Annotated in this window: 13 protein-coding genes; 8 read left to right on the forward strand and 5 right to left on the reverse strand. The window is 57.1% G+C overall.

Features of this window, described 5'->3' with window-relative positions; translation table 11 throughout:
* Positions 1 to 81: 81 nt before the first annotated feature.
* The 3 genes from aceF to pdhR all read right to left on the reverse strand — a co-directional run bounded on the left by aceF (position 82) and on the right by pdhR (position 5532).
* Complete coding sequence (aceF, locus tag S7A_RS15520) at positions 82 to 1983, reverse strand: pyruvate dehydrogenase complex dihydrolipoyllysine-residue acetyltransferase (RefSeq protein WP_009092094.1); 1902 nt, start codon at positions 1981 to 1983, stop codon at positions 82 to 84.
* A 14-nt stretch (positions 1984 to 1997) separates the two neighbouring features.
* Complete coding sequence (gene aceE / locus S7A_RS15525; RefSeq protein WP_009092095.1) at positions 1998 to 4664, reverse strand: pyruvate dehydrogenase (acetyl-transferring), homodimeric type; 2667 nt, start codon at positions 4662 to 4664, stop codon at positions 1998 to 2000.
* A gap of 103 nt (positions 4665 to 4767) precedes the next feature.
* Positions 4768 to 5532, reverse strand: coding sequence for a pyruvate dehydrogenase complex transcriptional repressor PdhR (gene pdhR, locus S7A_RS15530; protein WP_009092096.1), 765 nt, complete (start codon positions 5530 to 5532; stop codon positions 4768 to 4770).
* 515 nt (positions 5533 to 6047) lie between these two features.
* Here pdhR and aroP point away from each other — a divergent pair.
* The 4 genes from aroP (at position 6048) to S7A_RS15550 (ending at position 10317) form a co-directional block, all read left to right on the forward strand.
* Positions 6048 to 7403, forward strand: coding sequence for an aromatic amino acid transporter AroP (aroP, locus tag S7A_RS15535; protein WP_009092097.1), 1356 nt, complete (start codon positions 6048 to 6050; stop codon positions 7401 to 7403).
* Positions 7404 to 7527: 124 nt separating this feature from the next.
* Positions 7528 to 7773, forward strand: coding sequence for a hypothetical protein (locus S7A_RS15540; RefSeq protein ID WP_009092098.1), 246 nt, complete (start codon positions 7528 to 7530; stop codon positions 7771 to 7773).
* Positions 7774 to 7948: 175 nt separating this feature from the next.
* Complete coding sequence (locus S7A_RS15545; protein WP_009092099.1) at positions 7949 to 9361, forward strand: glycoside-pentoside-hexuronide (GPH):cation symporter; 1413 nt, start codon at positions 7949 to 7951, stop codon at positions 9359 to 9361.
* Complete coding sequence (locus tag S7A_RS15550; RefSeq protein WP_009092100.1) at positions 9358 to 10317, forward strand: family 43 glycosylhydrolase; 960 nt, start codon at positions 9358 to 9360, stop codon at positions 10315 to 10317. Before S7A_RS15545 ends, S7A_RS15550 begins: the two co-directional genes overlap by 4 nt.
* Here S7A_RS15550 and ampE read toward each other — a convergent pair.
* Together ampE and ampD are read right to left on the reverse strand one after the other, a co-directional pair.
* On the reverse strand, positions 10299 to 11153 hold the full coding sequence (ampE, locus tag S7A_RS15555; RefSeq protein WP_009092101.1) for a beta-lactamase regulator AmpE: 855 nt from the start codon (positions 11151 to 11153) through the stop codon (positions 10299 to 10301). The two genes, S7A_RS15550 and ampE, sit on opposite strands and share 19 nt — an antisense overlap.
* 16 nt (positions 11154 to 11169) lie before the next feature.
* Positions 11170 to 11721 (reverse strand): 1,6-anhydro-N-acetylmuramyl-L-alanine amidase AmpD, encoded by a 552-nt coding sequence (gene ampD / locus S7A_RS15560; protein ID WP_009092102.1) that lies wholly within the window; start codon positions 11719 to 11721, stop codon positions 11170 to 11172.
* A 196-nt stretch (positions 11722 to 11917) separates the two neighbouring features.
* On the opposite strand from ampD, the gene nadC reads away from it, so the two are divergent.
* The 4 genes from nadC to hofC all read left to right on the forward strand — a co-directional run bounded on the left by nadC (position 11918) and on the right by hofC (position 16050).
* Positions 11918 to 12814, forward strand: coding sequence for a carboxylating nicotinate-nucleotide diphosphorylase (gene nadC / locus S7A_RS15565; RefSeq protein ID WP_009092105.1), 897 nt, complete (start codon positions 11918 to 11920; stop codon positions 12812 to 12814).
* Positions 12815 to 13030: 216 nt separating this feature from the next.
* A complete protein-coding gene (gene ppdD / locus S7A_RS15570; protein ID WP_009092106.1) occupies positions 13031 to 13486 on the forward strand; it encodes a prepilin peptidase-dependent pilin in 456 nt (151 codons plus the stop codon).
* On the forward strand, positions 13473 to 14858 hold the full coding sequence (gene gspE, locus S7A_RS15575) for a type II secretion system protein GspE (RefSeq protein WP_009092107.1): 1386 nt from the start codon (positions 13473 to 13475) through the stop codon (positions 14856 to 14858). The genes ppdD and gspE overlap by 14 nt, the downstream gene beginning before the upstream one ends.
* Complete coding sequence (gene hofC, locus S7A_RS15580) at positions 14851 to 16050, forward strand: protein transport protein HofC (protein WP_009092109.1); 1200 nt, start codon at positions 14851 to 14853, stop codon at positions 16048 to 16050. Before gspE ends, hofC begins: the two co-directional genes overlap by 8 nt.
* Positions 16051 to 16069: the final 19 nt, after the last annotated feature.

Raw genomic sequence — 16069 nt, forward strand, 5'->3', positions numbered from 1 at the left:
TTACAGAATTGTTAACAAACTGCCAACCGTGACGCGACGAAACGTTAAAGGAAGGCCGGCATCCGCCGGCCTTCTTCACATTTACATAACTAAACGACGTATGTCTGAGAGCATATTGCCAATAATGGTGATGAATCTTGCACCATCAGCTCCGTCGATCACGCGGTGGTCGAAGGAGAGAGAGATTGGCATCATCAGACGCGGCGCAAACTCTTTACCGTTCCACACCGGCTCCATCGCCGATTTAGAGACACCCAGGATAGCCACTTCCGGCGCGTTAACAATCGGCGCGAAGTGCGTGGTTCCCAGGCCGCCCAGGCTGGAGATGGTGAAACATCCGCCCTGCATGTCGCCCGCAGTCAGCTTACCGTCACGCGCCTTCTTCGACACCGCCATCAGCTCACGCGACAGCTCGGTAATGCCCTTTTTGTTCACGTCTTTGAAGACCGGAACCACCAAGCCATTTGGCGTATCGACCGCCACACCGATGTTGATATATTTCTTCAGCGTCAGCTTCTGCGCATCTTCGGAAAGCGAGCTGTTGAAGCGTGGCATCTGCTCAAGCGCGGCAGCGACAGCTTTCATGATGAACACCACCGGGGTGTACTTCACATCGAGCTTACGCTTCTCTGCTTCGGCATTCTGCTGCTTACGGAACGCTTCCAGATCGGTGATATCGGTTTTGTCGAAATGCGTAACGTGGGGGATCATCACCCAGTTACGGCTCAGGTTCGCACCCGAAATTTTCTGGATACGACCCAGTTCGACTTCTTCAACTTCACCGAACTTGCTGAAGTCCACTTTCGGCCATGGCAGCATGCCTGGCAGGCCGCCACCGCTTGCCGCAGCCGGTGCCGCTTCAGCGCGTTTCACCGCCTCTTTCACGTAAGTCTGCACGTCTTCTTTCAGAATGCGACCTTTACGGCCGGTGCCTTTGACTTTCGCCAGATTCACACCGAACTCACGCGCCAGGCGACGGATCACCGGGGTGGCGTGAACGTACGCATCGTTCTCGGCAAACTCACCTTTGCTGTCCGCTTTGGCTGCCGGAGCAGGCGACGCAGATTTAGCTTCAGGTTTCGCAGCCGGGGCCGGTGCGGCTTCCTGCTTCGCTGCCGCCGGGGCCGGTGCGGCACCTTCGACTTCAAACACCATGATCAGTGATCCGGTGCTGACTTTGTCGCCGGTCGCCACTTTCAGCTCTTTGACGGTACCCGCGAATGGCGCAGGCACTTCCATTGACGCTTTATCGCCTTCCACCACGATCAGTGACTGCTCAGCGTCAACTTTGTCGCCCACTTTCACGAGGATCTCGGTGACTTCTACTTCATCACCGCCGATGTCCGGGACGTTAACCTCTTTTGCGCCCGCCGCTGCGGCGGGTGCCGATGCCGCTTCTTCTTTCAGTTCTGGCTTCGCATCAGCGGCCGGTGCAGCCCCTTCCGCTTCAAAGACCATGATGGCAGAACCGGTGCTGACTTTGTCGCCAGTCGCAATGGTGATTTCTTTAACCACACCCGCGAACGGAGCCGGCACTTCCATTGACGCTTTATCACCTTCCACCACAATCAGTGACTGTTCGGCTTCAACTTTATCGCCAACCTTCACCAGAATCTCAGTGACTTCGACTTCGTCACCGCCGATATCCGGCACAGCCACTTCTTTGCTGGCGGTGGCTGCTGCCGCGGCGGGTGCAGGTGCCGCGTCCGCTTTCTTCTCTTCGGCGGCGGCAGGTGCCGCTTCTGCGGCCCCTTCTGCGTCAAACACCATGATCAGCGAGCCGGTTTCTACTTTGTCACCGGTGGCGATTTTGATCTCTTTCACAACGCCAGCCTGCGGGGAAGGCACTTCCATTGAGGCTTTGTCGCCTTCCACGGTGATCAGCGACTGCTCGGCTTCCACCTTGTCGCCAACTTTCACCAGAATCTCGGTGACTTCAACTTCGTCAGACCCGATATCCGGTACCTTAATTTCGATAGCCATTACTCTCTTACCTCTTAAGCCAGACGCGGGTTAACTTTATCGGCATCGATGTTGAATTTGGTAATGGCATCCGCCACCACTTTCTTCTCGATCTCGCCGCGTTTAGCCAGCTCACCCAGCGCAGCAACCACCACATAAGATGCATCAACTTCAAAGTGATGACGCAGATTCTCACGGCTGTCAGAGCGACCAAAGCCATCGGTACCCAGCACGCGGTAATCGCTGGCTGGAACATAGCTGCGAACCTGTTCAGCGAACAGTTTCATGTAGTCGGTTGAGGCAACCGCTGGCGCGTCATTCATCACCTGAGCGATGTAAGGCACGCGTGCTTCTTCTGTCGGATGCAGCATGTTCCAGCGCTCACAATCCTGGCCATCACGCGCCAGTTCGGTGAACGAGGTGACGCTGTAGACATCAGAGCCGATACCGTAATCTTTCGCCAGGATCTGTGCCGCTTCACGTACGTGACGCAGGATAGAACCTGAGCCCAGCAGCTGCACTTTGCCTTTGCTGCCTTCTACCGTTTCCAGCTTGTAGATACCCTTACGGATACCCTCTTCCGCACCCTGCGGCATGGCTGGCATATGGTAGTTTTCGTTCAGCGTGGTGATGTAGTAGTAGATATTCTCCTGCGCTTCGCCATACATACGCACCAGACCATCATGCATGATGACAGCCACTTCATAGGCGTAAGACGGGTCGTAAGAGATACAGTTCGGGATGGTCAGCGACTGAATATGGCTGTGGCCATCTTCATGCTGCAGGCCTTCGCCGTTCAGTGTGGTACGACCGGAGGTTCCGCCGACCAGGAAGCCGCGCGCCTGCTGGTCACCCGCCAGCCACATCAGATCGCCGATACGCTGGAAGCCGAACATCGAATAATAGATGTAGAACGGGATCATCGGCAGGTTGTTGGTGCTGTAAGAGGTCGCCGCTGCCAGCCAGGATGAACCTGCGCCCAGCTCGTTGATCCCTTCCTGCAGAATCTGGCCTTTCTCATCTTCTTTGTAGTAAGCAACCTGCTCACGGTCCTGCGGAGTGTACTGCTGGCCGTTCGGGCTGTAGATACCAATCTGACGGAACAGACCTTCCATACCGAAGGTACGCGCTTCATCAGCGAGGATCGGAACCAGACGATCTTTGATCGACTTGTTCTTCAGCATCACGTTCAGGGCACGAACGAAGGCGATGGTGGTGGAGATCTCTTTGTTCTGCTCTTCCAGCAGCGCACCGAACTCTTCCAGCGCTGGCATTTCCAGCTTCTCGGTGAACTTCGGCTGACGCGTTGGCAGGTAGCCACCCAGCTTCTCACGCTGACCGTGCAGGTAAGTGTGCTCTTCTGAGCCTTTTTCGAAGGTCACGTACGGCAGATCTTCGATTTTATCGTCAGCAACCGGCACGTTGAAGCGATCACGGATATAGCGCACGCCATCCATGTTCATCTTCTTCACCTGGTGAGCGATGTTTTTGCCTTCCGCGGTGTCGCCCATACCATAACCTTTGATGGTATGCGCCAGGATCAGCACCGGCTTGCCTTTGGTGTCCTGCGCTTTTTTCAGTGCCGCGTAGATTTTCTTCGGATCGTGACCGCCACGGTTCAGTGCCCAGATTTCATCATCGGACATGTCTTTAACCAGCGCGGCGGTTTCCGGATATTTACCAAAGAAGTGCTCACGCACATAGGCGCCATCACGGGATTTAAAGGTCTGGTAGTCGCCGTCGACAGTTTCGTTCATCAGCTGAATCAGCTTGCCGCTGGTATCTTTGCGCAGCAGCTCATCCCAGCGACCGCCCCAGATGACTTTGATCACTTCCCAGCCAGCACCGGCAAAGATGCCTTCCAGCTCGTTGATAATCTTGCCATTACCGGTGACCGGGCCATCCAGACGCTGCAGGTTGCAGTTGATGATGAAGACCAGGTTATCCAGTTTTTCACGGGTCGCGATGGTGATCGCACCTTTGGATTCTGGCTCATCCATCTCACCATCACCCAGGAAGGCGTAGACGGTCTGAGCAGAGGTATCTTTCAGGCCACGGTGTTCCAGATATTTCAGGAACTTCGCCTGATAGATCGCTGACAATGGACCCAGACCCATAGAAACGGTCGGGAACTGCCAGAACTCCGGCATTAATTTCGGGTGCGGATAAGAAGAGAGACCTTTACCGTCAACTTCCTGACGGAAGTTGTTCATCTGCTCTTCGGTCAGGCGACCTTCAAGGAACGCACGGGCATAGATGCCCGGAGAGATGTGGCCCTGGAAATAGACCAGATCGCCGCCATCTTTGTCATTACGCGCGCGGAAGAAGTGGTTGAAGCACACTTCATAAATGGTCGCAGAAGACTGGAAGGAGGACATATGGCCGCCGAGTTCCAGATCTTTCTTCGATGCGCGCAGCACCGACATGATGGCGTTCCAGCGGATAGCGGAACGGATACGACGTTCAAGAGAGGTGTTGCCCGGATAGTCGGGTTCATCTTCAACGGCAATAGAGTTGATGTAGTTGCTGATAGCAGACGAACCTGCAGCAACGTTCACGCCGCCTTTGCGGGCTGCACCCAGTACCTGATCGATCAGATACTGTGCACGTTCAACACCTTCTTCACGGATGACCGATTCGATCGCCTGTAGCCAGTCACGAGTTTCAATCGGATCCACGTCATTGTGTAAACGTTCTGACATGGGTGTGTTCCTTATCTGTGTCTAATACGTTGAATAATCGGGAGCCTGTCAAAGCACAAGCAGGCAGGCTCGTCGCACATGTCCGTACGATCTTTGTCGCACGTTATTCCTTACGTTGCTGTAAACGACGCAGGGAGCGTTCTCGACGGCTCTGCTCCCGACTTCTGTCCAGCAAGATTTCCTCTATGAACGCCAGGTGACGGTGTGAAGCCTCGCGCGCTTTTTCTGGCTCACGGGCCACAATCGCCTCAAAGATTCTGGCGCGGTGACCGCTCACTTTTGCCAGCATTTCCCGGCGAGAGTAGAGCAATTCGAAATTCTGACGGACGTTTTGTTCCAGCATAGGGCCCATTGAGCGTAGCAAATGCAAAAGCACCACATTATGGGCCGCTTCTGTGACAGCGATCTGATACTGCATCACGGCGTCCGCTTCAGCGTCTAAATCGCCGCTGTCCTGCGCCTGCTGGATGTGAACATGGCAGTCACGAATGCGCAGCAGATCTTCTTCTGTGCCGCGCAGCGCCGCGTAATAGGCGGCGATGCCCTCTAAGGCATGACGCGTTTCCAGCAGGTCAAACTGTGATTCCGGATGGTCTGCGAGAAGCTCAACGAGTGGATCACTCAGGCTTTGCCAGAGATGCTCCTGTACGAATGTTCCGCCGCCCTGACGGCGCAGCAACAATCCTTTCGCTTCTAAGCGCTGGATCGCTTCGCGGAGAGACGGACGTGAGACATCGAATTGTTTGGCGAGTTCGCGCTCAGGGAGCAGCTTCTCTCCCGGACGCAGTGTCCCTTCCATAATCAGGGATTCGAGCTGTTGCTCGATAGCATCTGAGAGCTTGGGTTGGCGAATCTTACTGTAAGCCATCATCCCTTCTTATTAAGCCAGTCGTCCGGAGTAAATTGGTAATACCAATTGTACAGAGGTGGCGGTAAAGTAACAAAGTATTCACCTTGTGTCTATATGGTGTCTGTGACATTCCCCTGCCTCTGAAGCCCGCCCTGACGCTAACTTGCGGTTAAAAAAATGAAAAATTCGCGTTGGGCTGAATGTTAAATAAATTCACTTTTACCAAACCTTACACCTGCTTAGCCCCGAAGCGCAGCGGCATCCATAAGTGAAAGCTATTCGTCATGAACCGCATTTCATGGCAGAAATTTCTCTGGCCTGACGTGACCGGGATGGCGTTTTTTCAGTCAACTCTCAGCACGAAAGGCGAAAGCAGGTGCAAAGCGATTCGCTTATCACTATTCTTGTCGCCAGGGTAGCGCATGGCAGCACTCAGCACGCCAGATACCGTAAAATAATCAATACGTTAATGTAACTACTTCCTTACAGCGAACCGCGCTGGGAACGAAGAATAAAAACATCACGAGGTTTGTATGGAACAACAGCAAGGCGAGGCGCTGAAACGTGGTCTTAAGAACCGCCATATTCAGCTCATCGCGCTGGGTGGAGCAGTAGGAACCGGCCTGTTTCTGGGCAGCGCATCGGTCATCGAATCCGCCGGTCCGGCCGTTATTCTGGGCTATGCCATTGCCGGTTTTATTGCCTTTTTAATCATGCGCCAGCTGGGCGAGATGGTCGTTGAGGAGCCGGTTGCCGGCAGCTTCAGCCACTTCGCCTATAAATACTGGGGCAACTTTGCCGGCTTCGCCTCGGGCTGGAACTACTGGGTACTTTACGTGCTGGTCGCCATGGCAGAGCTCACTGCCGTCGGCAAATATATTCAGTTCTGGTGGCCCGACTTTCCGACCTGGGCCTCGGCAGCCATCTTCTTCGTCATGATTAACGCCATCAACCTGACCAACGTGAAAGTCTTTGGTGAGATGGAGTTCTGGTTCGCCATTATTAAAGTGGTTGCGGTCATTGGCATGATCCTGTTCGGCGGCTGGCTGCTCTTCAGTGGCAACGGCGGCCCGCAGGCGACGGTACGTAACCTCTGGGAACAGGGCGGCTTTTTCCCGCACGGTATTGGCGGTCTGGTGACGGTCATGGCGATCATCATGTTCTCATTCGGTGGGCTGGAGCTGGTGGGGATCACCGCCGCTGAAGCCGATAATCCGGAAGTCAGCATCCCGAAAGCGACCAACCAGGTGCTGTGGCGCATCCTGATTTTCTACATTGGTTCACTGGCGGTGCTGCTGTCACTGATGCCGTGGAGTCGTGTCACCTCTGAAGTCAGCCCGTTTGTCTTTATCTTCCACGAGCTGGGCGATGCCATGGTGGCGAATGCGCTGAACGTGGTGATCCTGACGGCCGCCCTGTCGGTCTACAATAGCTGCGTTTACTGCAACAGCCGTATGCTGTTTGGTCTGGCTCAGCAGGGCAACGCGCCCAAATCGCTGCTGAAAGTTGACCGTCGCGGCGTTCCGGTCTTAACCATTCTGGTTTCTGCGGTCGCCACGGCGCTCTGCGTGCTGATCAACTACCTGATGCCCGGTGAAGCGTTCGGCCTGCTGATGTCACTGGTGGTCTCTGCACTGGTCATCAACTGGGCGATGATCAGCCTGGCGCACCTTAAGTTCCGTCGTAAGAAAGATCAGCAGGGCGTGACCACCCGCTTCAAAGCGCTGCTCTATCCGGCCGGTAACTGGATTTGCCTGATCTTCCTGGCGGCAATTCTGGTGCTGATGGCAACCACGCCGGGCATGGCCATCTCTGTCTGGCTGATCCCGGTCTGGCTGGTGATTCTGGCGCTGGGTTACTTTATTAAGAACCAGACGCAGAAAGTCTGATCCCTTCTCATATCCGGTGCGCCTGCTCAGGCGCACCGTCCACTTTCGTTCTGTTACTATTTTTATTGCTGACGGGTAGTGATAATTTTTTCCTGCTTCTCACCCAATAAAGGAAAAAATAACTATGCGTGAACTCGCACCTTCAGAAATTATGGCCGTCAGCGGATGTGGCCTGATTCAGGATATCACCACCGCCGTCGGCCAGCAGGCCGGTTCGCTTTTGGGCAGCGTGATGGGTTCCCTGATACCGATTCCCTTTCTCAACGGCGTGATCTCCTCGGTGGCTAGTACGCTTTTCAGCACCATTGGTGGCTGGATTGGCAGTCTGCTCGGTGGCCTGGTTGAAGGACAGAATAACAGCGCAGCTTAACGATTCTCTGCCGTCCTGCCCCGCTTAATGTGATGTGAACGGGCCCGCGCCTGCGTGCCAGTTCACATTTTTTTGCGCCCGCCCGTTTTGTCCATCTCTGTGACTCAATACTGCCACGCCGTGAGTGACTTAAGCGCTGATAATCATTAGCTTCATGGTTTGCAGGAGAAGCACAATGAAGCCCGCGGCACTCACATTCAAAGAAAAACTGGGTTATGGCATGGGCGATGCCGGATGCAACATGATTGGCGGTGCCATCATGCTATTCCTCAACTACTTCTATACCGACGTGTTCGGCCTGGCTCCGGCGCTGGTGGGCACACTGCTGCTCTCGGTCAGGGTGCTGGATGCGGTCACCGACCCGATTATGGGCGCGATTGCCGATCGCACCCAGAGTCGCTGGGGCCGTTTTCGTCCCTGGCTGCTGTGGGTCTCCGTTCCCTACGTGCTGTTCAGCGTACTGATGTTTACCACGCCAGACTGGACCTATCACAACAAGGTGATCTGGGCATTTGTCACCTACTTCCTGATGTCACTGACCTACACCGCCATTAATATTCCTTACTGTTCACTGGGCGGCGTGATTACCAGCGATCCCGGCGAGCGCGTCTCCTGCCAGTCCTACCGCTTTGTTATGGTGGGCATCGCTACATTGACCCTCTCCCTGTCACTGCTGCCGATGGCGGAGTGGTTTGGCGGCGCGGATAAGGCGCGCGGCTATCAGATGGCGATGGCGGTGCTGGCCACCCTGGGCCTGGCGATGTTTCTCTTCTGCTTTGCTACGGTGCGTGAACGCATCCGCCCTGCCGTTCCCAGCAATGATGACCTGAAAAAAGATCTGCGTGATGTCTGGAAGAATGACCAGTGGGTCCGGATCCTGCTGCTCACCTTCTGCAACGTCTGTCCCGGCTTCATTCGCATGGCGGCGACCATGTACTACGTAACCTGGGTCATGGGTCAGTCAACGCACTTCGCCACCTTGTTTATCAGCCTGGGGGTAATCGGCATGATGGTGGGCAGCACGCTGGCGAAAGTGCTCACCGACCGCTGGTGCAAACTCAAAGTCTTTTTCTGGACCAATATCGCGCTGGCCCTTTTTTCCAGCGGCTTTTACTGGATCGATCCGCACGCCACCCTGATGGTCGTGGTGGCTTATTTTGTGCTGAATATTCTGCATCAGATCCCCTCTCCCCTGCACTGGTCGCTGATGGCCGATGTGGATGACTACGGCGAATGGAAAACCGGTAAACGCATTACCGGCATCAGCTTCTCCGGCAACCTCTTTTTCCTCAAGGTGGGTCTGGCTGTCGCAGGGGCGATGGTCGGTTTTCTGCTCTCAATGTATGGCTACAACGCGGGCGCAAAACAGCAGTCAGCCGAGGCGATTAACGGCATCATGCTGCTGTTTACCGTTATTCCGGGCGTCGGCTACCTGATCACCGCCGGTGTGGTACGGCTGATGAAGGTTGACCGCAAAATGATGCTCACCATCCAGCAGGATCTGGCGCTGCGTCGCGAAAACTTCCACGACTTACACACTGTTCATCTGCACAACCGTGCTGCCACGCCAACCGGAGATGTAAAATGAGCCCAACCTGGCCGAATCCTTTTATTGAGCAGCGCGCTGACCCGTTTATTCTGCGCCATGAACAGCACTACTATTTTGTCGCCTCAGTACCGGAATATGACCGGCTGGAGATTCGCCGCGCCACCACGCTGGCTGACCTGCGCAGCGCAGAACCGGTGGTGGTCTGGCACAAGCCGGAGAGCGGCCCCTGCAGCGAACTCATCTGGGCACCCGAGCTGCACTATATCGACGGGCTGTGGGTGATCTATTTCGCGGCGGCACCGACGCGCGACATTAAAGAGGGATTATTCCAGCATCGTATGTACGCACTGGTGTGCGAGGCCGGCGACCCGCTGCAGGGCGAATGGCAGCCCTGCCGGCGCGTCTTCAGCCAGCTTGACAGCTTTTCACTGGATGCCACCCACTTCGTGCATCAGGGTAAAAACTGGTATCTCTGGGCACAGAAAGATCCCGCCATTCCCGGTAACTCCAACCTCTATCTGGCGGAGCTGCTTAATCCCTGGACGCTGAAAGGCACGCCGGTAATGCTGAGCCGGCCTGAATATGAGTGGGAGTGTGCAGGATTTAGCGTGAATGAAGGACCGGCGGTCATTCGTCATGGTGACAGGCTGTTTGTTACCTACTCCGCCAGCGCCACCGATGAGAATTACTGCCTGGGCATGCTGTCGATTGCCGCAGAGGCGGACCCGCTCGATGTGACCGCATGGCAGAAATCGGCGCGGCCGGTGTTTGTGTCCAGCTGGGACAATCATCAGTATGGGCCGGGGCACAACAGTTTTACGCAGGATGAGTCGGGGCGGGACGTGCTGGTCTACCATGCGCGAAACTACACGGAGATTGAGGGCGATCCGTTATGGGACCCGAACCGCCATACCCGACTGAAATATTTCAGCTGGCGCAGCGATGGCACGCCCGATTTTGGCGTGCCCCCTGCTGATCACACCAGCGTGCCATAAATCGTCAGCAGCGCTACGGCCACCACCAGCACCAGTGAGGTCCGTTTCGCCAACGCCACGGCCACCCGTGGCGTTTCAACTTTATCCGTGTGCGGATCGCGGGACAGCGAGAACTGCGCCAGGGTGGTCAGCACCTGATACTGAGAACGGTGACGATCGGTCAGTGAGACAAACCAGGCGGGCAGCGCCTTTTCACCGTGGCCCAGCAGAGCGTAAGCCACCCCCGCCAGCCGGACCGGTATCCAGTCGAGCAGATGCAGAATACCGTCGACCCCCGATTGCGCCCGCGCCATCGGTGTGCCGTGCTTTGCCAGCCAGCCCTGCCAGGCTCGCAGGAAGGCGTAACCCACCAGCAGCACCGGTCCCCAGGGACCACCCACCACCAGCCAGAACATCGGTGCCAGATAGAAACGGAAGTTTATCCAGATCAGCGCATTCTGCAGCTCGCGCAGAAATTCGCGTTCGCTGCACTCCACCGGCACACCATGAATCAGCGTCAGCTCCGCCGCCATCGCCTGATGCGCCGCATCGTCGTCATGACTGGCCGCCTTCAGATAGTGATGGTAGTGCTGCCGCACTGAACCGGCCCCGATACAGAGCAGCCCAACCACAATCCAGAACAGCAATAGCACCACGCCAAACAGCACGCCTTTCAGCGTCACCAGCACCAGTGCCGTCAGCGCCATCGCCAGCATGGTCATCAGCAGCGTCCGCATCATGGAGAAGTGGCGGCGATGGCGAAAAATCGGCTCCAGCCGGTGTTCGAGCTGCCAGTGCTCGCCCAGTTTAAACAGGCGCTCCCAGCCCAGAACCAACAACAAGGTAAACAACGTCATACTGACCCCGCAAAAATCAGGATTTTTGCTGCGTTAACAGCTCTCTGTAGTACTCCCAGTCAAAAGCAGGACCAGGATCGGTTTTGCGCGCCGGAGCGATGTCGCTATGCCCGGTAATACGTGCAGGCGTGACCGGATAGTGCTGCAGCAGCAACTGCGTAACCTGCTGCAAAGCCCGATATTGCGCCCCGGTATAAGGCTCGCTGTCAGTTCCTTCCAGCTCGATGCCAATAGAGAAGTCATTGCAGTTTTCCCGGCCCTCAAACTGCGAAACCCCCGCATGCCAGGCGCGCTTATCAAAGGGAACATACTGCACAATCTCGCCGTCACGGCGAATCAGGCAGTGTGCCGCCACTTTCAGTGCCGCGATATCGGCAAAATAGGGATGCGCATCCGGCGGAAGCGTACCGGTGAACAGCTTATCGATCCACGGTCCGCCAAACTCTCCCGGCGGCAGGCTGATATTGTGAATCACCAGCAGCGACGGCGCCTCATTGTCAGGTCGTTCATTGCAATGTAATGAGGGCACCTGACGTACACCGGTCAGCCAGCCCTGTTTGATTTTCATACCGGATTTCCTTGTTCTGCCTGGCTGAGAATAGCATGAATAATAAAGGATTCTTGCCCCTTAGTGTGTCGGCAGCGTGACATTATCTGATTCCTTGTTAAGGATACTAAACAAAATACGGTTTATGGCTGGCACCGCGTGGCAGTTCAGGCTATTGTGACCGCCTCAGACATCCCCTTTTCTGGAGTGTAAGCCTATGTCTTCTCGTGGTTATGATCCCGACAGCCGCCGTCAGGCGCTGATTAAACGCATTGAAAGTGACATCCCGGATGCCGTTGCGCTGGCGTTAAAGGAGGATCTCGGTGGGGAGATCGACGCCGACCGCGATATCACCGCACAGCTGTTACCGGCCGACACCCAGGCCCATGCGCAGGTCATTACCCGCGAAGCCGGTGTTTTCTGTGGTAAACGCTGGGTCGAAGAGGTGTTTATTCAGCTGGGCGCGCACGCCACCCTGAACTGGCACGTCAGTGATGGCGATCCGATCAAGGCTGACCAGCTGCTGTTTGAAATTGAAGGCCCGGCGCGCCTGCTGCTGACCGCCGAGCGGACGGCGCTCAATTTTGTGCAGACGCTCTCCGGCGTGGCGACCGAAGTCAGCCGCTATGTCGCGCTGCTGGCAGGCAGCCAGACCCAGCTGCTGGACACGCGTAAAACCCTGCCCGGCCTGCGGACGGCGCTTAAATATGCCGTGCTCTGCGGTGGCGGCAGCAATCACCGGCTCGGCCTCTCTGACGCCTATCTGATCAAAGAGAATCATATTATCGCCAGCGGGTCGATTGCTCAGGCGGTGGAAAGAGCGCAGTGGTTACAGCCAGACGTGCCGGTTGAAGTTGAGGTGGAATCGCTGGAGGAGTTACGCCAGGCGCTGGAGGCCGCCGCTGACATTGTCATGCTGGATAACTTCAGCCTGGAGGAGATGCGTACCGCCGTCGAACTGAATCAGGGGCGGACGCTGCTGGAAGTTTCCGGCAACGTTACCGAAGCCACCCTGCCGCAGATCGCCCTGACCGGCGTGGACTACGTTTCGGTTGGCGCACTGACCAAACATGTCCGGGCGCTGGATCTCTCGATGCGTTTTCAGCAAAAGTAAACCGCAGCGGCACGGTCAGTGCCGCTGCCTCTGTCCGCGCACTCTGCTGACCTGCCCGCGCGGCCACACGTTTTGCGACCTCGCTTACAGCGCCATTGCTACTGCGCTGTAACGACGCACATTCTTTCGGTGATCCTTTCCAGCCTGAAAACTCGCCACTGTTTTTCATTGCCCCCGCTTTCTACCCTGTCGACTTCTTAATCAGGAGACGATGGAATGAACTATCAACGTGGATTTACGCTGGTTGAACTGATGATTGTGGTCGGCATTGTGGCGATTCTGAGTGCCATCGGCCTGCCCGCCTATCAAAACTATCTGCAGCGCGCCGCGCTCACCGACATGCTGCAAACGATGGTGCCCTATAAAACCGCCGTCGAACTCTGTGCCATGGAGCGCGGCGGCCCGACGCAGTGTCAGGCCGGACAGGCTGGTATCCCTGCTGCGAAAGGATCGCGCTACGTTTCGGCACTGAGCGTCACTAACGGGGTGATTACACTGACCGGCCAGGAGAGTCTGAATGGCCTGAGCGTTGAAATGGTGCCGATTCATGATGCCACGGATGGCAGTATCAGCTGGCAGCGCAGCTGCACCAGCAGCAACAACAATCTGCGCGACAATTGCCTGGAACAGTTCCGCTTTGCGGATAAAGGGGCCAGCGATGAATCCGCCTGACGACGCAATAACAGCACTCTGCCAGCGCTATCGCGCGCTGATTTTGCAGCATGATGCCGATCGGTTACGCGTTGCCGTAGCGGAGAGCGTTCCGCCCGGCCTCTCTGAAGCGCTTCACTTTGCCAGTCAGTGTCAGATTGACATTGAATGCTGGCCGCAGGCCCGCCTGGATCAACGTCAGCATGCCGACACGGGGCGGGTCGCGCGCGAAGAGACACCCGCTGAATCGGCGATTGAAGCCGCCGAGCTGATTCTGCGTCAGGCGCTGGAACGTCGCGCCTCGGATGTGCATATCGAACCCGGCGCTGAGGGGATGCGGGTGCGGCTGCGCATTGACGGTGTCCTTCACCCGCTCTCTTCCCTGCCTGTGACCCAGCCTGCGGCGCTGCTGGCGCGCCTGAAAATCCTCGGCGGACTGGATATTGCCGAACGCCGGTTGCCCCAGGATGGTCAGTTCAGTCTGGCGATCGCCGGTCAGTCAGCCTCCTTTCGTCTGGCAACGTTACCCGTGTATGGCGGTGAAAAAGCGGTCATCCGGCTATTGCAGAGTGAAAGCGCGGCGCTGTCACTGGATAAGCTCGGTCTCCCCCCTGCGCAGCTGCGCCTCTTCACGGCGGCGCTGGCCCAGCCGCAGGGGATGATCCTGGTCACCGGGCCGACCGGCAGCGGCAAGACATTTACCCTCTACAGTGGACTCAGCGCCCTGAACCGGCCAGAAAAAAACCTGTGCAGCGTGGAAGATCCGATTGAGATCCCGCTGTCCGGCATTAATCAGACGCAGATCCATAACCGCAAGGGGCTGGATTTTAACCGTGTGCTGCGGGCGTTACTGAGACAGGATCCGGATGTCATTATGGTCGGAGAGATCCGCGATGCCGAAACGGCAGAGATTGCAGTGAAGGCAGCGCAGACCGGCCATCTGGTGCTTTCAACCCTGCACACCAACTCCACCGCCGAGACGCTGACGCGGCTGCGGCAGATGGGCATCCCCGGTTATCTGCTGGGCCCGGCGCTGAAGCTGATCGTGGCTCAACGCCTGGTCCGGCGCCTCTGCCCCCATTGCCGTCAGCCGGCCCAGGCGGTGGCGCACTACCCCACAGAAATCTGGCCCGGCACGCTGCAAACCTGGCGGGCACCCGGTTGCGATCACTGCTTCTCCGGCTACTTTGGCCGGCTGGCGCTGTTTGAACTGCTGCCGATCAATGCCAGGCTACAGAATGCCATTGCTGCTGAGATGCCGCTGGAGAATCTGCTCACGCTGGCAAAACAGCAGGGATTGCGCCCCCTGCTGGTTTCCGGTCTGGAAGCCGTAAGCCGGGGCGACACCTCGCTGGAAGAGATGCAGCGGGTCATCGGGCTGGACGATGGCTGATGCAGCGCTGTTCCGCTGGCAGGCGGTAGATAGCCAGGGGCAGTTGCGCAGTGGTCAGCTGCTGGCGGTTGACAGTGAAACTCTGCTGCGGGTGCTGGCGCAGCGCGACCTGCTGCCCGTGAGCTGGAAGCGGGAAAAGGGCTGGCGTCAGTCGGAATGGAAGTGGCAGCAGAAGAGCGATCTGATACGCCAGCTGGCAACCCTGCTCAAAGCCGGTCTGCCGCTGGCAGAGAGTCTGGCGTTGCTGGCAGAGGGGCATCCGCATGCAGGCTGGCGGGCATTGCTGCTCGCCCTGCATTATCGGGTGCTCAGCGGCACCCCTTTTTCTCAGGCATTACGTGAATGGCCACAGATTTTTCCGGCGCTCTATCCGGCACTGATGGAGGTGGGTGAACTGACCGGTCAGCTTGATGTCTGCTGCGATGAGCTGGCCCGTCAGCAGATCCGGCAACAGCAGTTAGGTCACCAGGTGGTGAAAGCGTTGCGTTATCCGCTGTTCATCCTGCTGGTGGCCCTCGCTGTCACCTGCGGCATGCTGCTGTTTGTGCTGCCTGAGTTCGTTGCCGTCTATGACGCCTTTGACGCGCCCCTGCCCGCCTTTACGGCAGCGGTGATGCAGCTATCAGCCCAGCTTCAGGCATGGGGAGGCGTCCTCGCTTTCGGCGTAACGCTGATACTGGCGATTGTGTTTCAGTTGCGACGGCGCTCTGCGGACTGGCAGCGCCGCGAACAGGCGCTTTTGCTGCGCCTCCCCCTGCTTGCCGGATTATGGCAGGGGATGCAGCTGACGCAGATCTATACCATCCTGACGCTGACGCAGCGTGCCGGGTTGACCCTGTTGCAGGGACTGGCCGCCGCAGAAGTGACGCTCTCTGCCCTGCTCTGGCGGGAGGCCATGGCCGCCCTCCAGCAGCACATTGCTCAGGGTCATCCCCTGCATCAGGCATTGATGCATCATTCGCTGTTCACGCCGTTATGTGGTCAGCTGATTCGGGTCGGCGAAGAGGCGGGAGCACTGGATGTGATGCTGGCGCGTCTGGCGGAGTGGCACGAGGCAGAGACCCGCAAACGTGCTGATACCCTGGCGGCGTCGCTGGAGCCGGTGATGATGGTGGTCATTGGCGCTATCGTCGGCTCGCTGGTAGTCGCGATGTATCTGCCCGTATTCGGTCTGGGTGATGCGATGCATTAAGGGGCGCCGGATGCGCCCC

Source organism: Pantoea sp. Sc1, from assembly GCF_000255315.1.
GTDB lineage: Bacteria > Pseudomonadota > Gammaproteobacteria > Enterobacterales > Enterobacteriaceae > Pantoea > Pantoea anthophila.

Coding starts and splice junctions, on each gene's coding strand:
- aceF (WP_009092094.1), bottom strand. CDS start 1,983: ATGGCTATCGAAATTAAGGTACCGGATATCGGGTCTGACGAAGTTGAA.
- aceE (WP_009092095.1), bottom strand. CDS start 4,664: ATGTCAGAACGTTTACACAATGACGTGGATCCGATTGAAACTCGTGAC.
- pdhR (WP_009092096.1), bottom strand. CDS start 5,532: ATGGCTTACAGTAAGATTCGCCAACCCAAGCTCTCAGATGCTATCGAG.
- aroP (WP_009092097.1), top strand. CDS start 6,048: ATGGAACAACAGCAAGGCGAGGCGCTGAAACGTGGTCTTAAGAACCGC.
- S7A_RS15540 (WP_009092098.1), top strand. CDS start 7,528: ATGCGTGAACTCGCACCTTCAGAAATTATGGCCGTCAGCGGATGTGGC.
- S7A_RS15545 (WP_009092099.1), top strand. CDS start 7,949: ATGAAGCCCGCGGCACTCACATTCAAAGAAAAACTGGGTTATGGCATG.
- S7A_RS15550 (WP_009092100.1), top strand. CDS start 9,358: ATGAGCCCAACCTGGCCGAATCCTTTTATTGAGCAGCGCGCTGACCCG.
- ampE (WP_009092101.1), bottom strand. CDS start 11,153: ATGACGTTGTTTACCTTGTTGTTGGTTCTGGGCTGGGAGCGCCTGTTT.
- ampD (WP_009092102.1), bottom strand. CDS start 11,721: ATGAAAATCAAACAGGGCTGGCTGACCGGTGTACGTCAGGTGCCCTCA.
- nadC (WP_009092105.1), top strand. CDS start 11,918: ATGTCTTCTCGTGGTTATGATCCCGACAGCCGCCGTCAGGCGCTGATT.
- ppdD (WP_009092106.1), top strand. CDS start 13,031: ATGAACTATCAACGTGGATTTACGCTGGTTGAACTGATGATTGTGGTC.
- gspE (WP_009092107.1), top strand. CDS start 13,473: ATGAATCCGCCTGACGACGCAATAACAGCACTCTGCCAGCGCTATCGC.
- hofC (WP_009092109.1), top strand. CDS start 14,851: ATGGCTGATGCAGCGCTGTTCCGCTGGCAGGCGGTAGATAGCCAGGGG.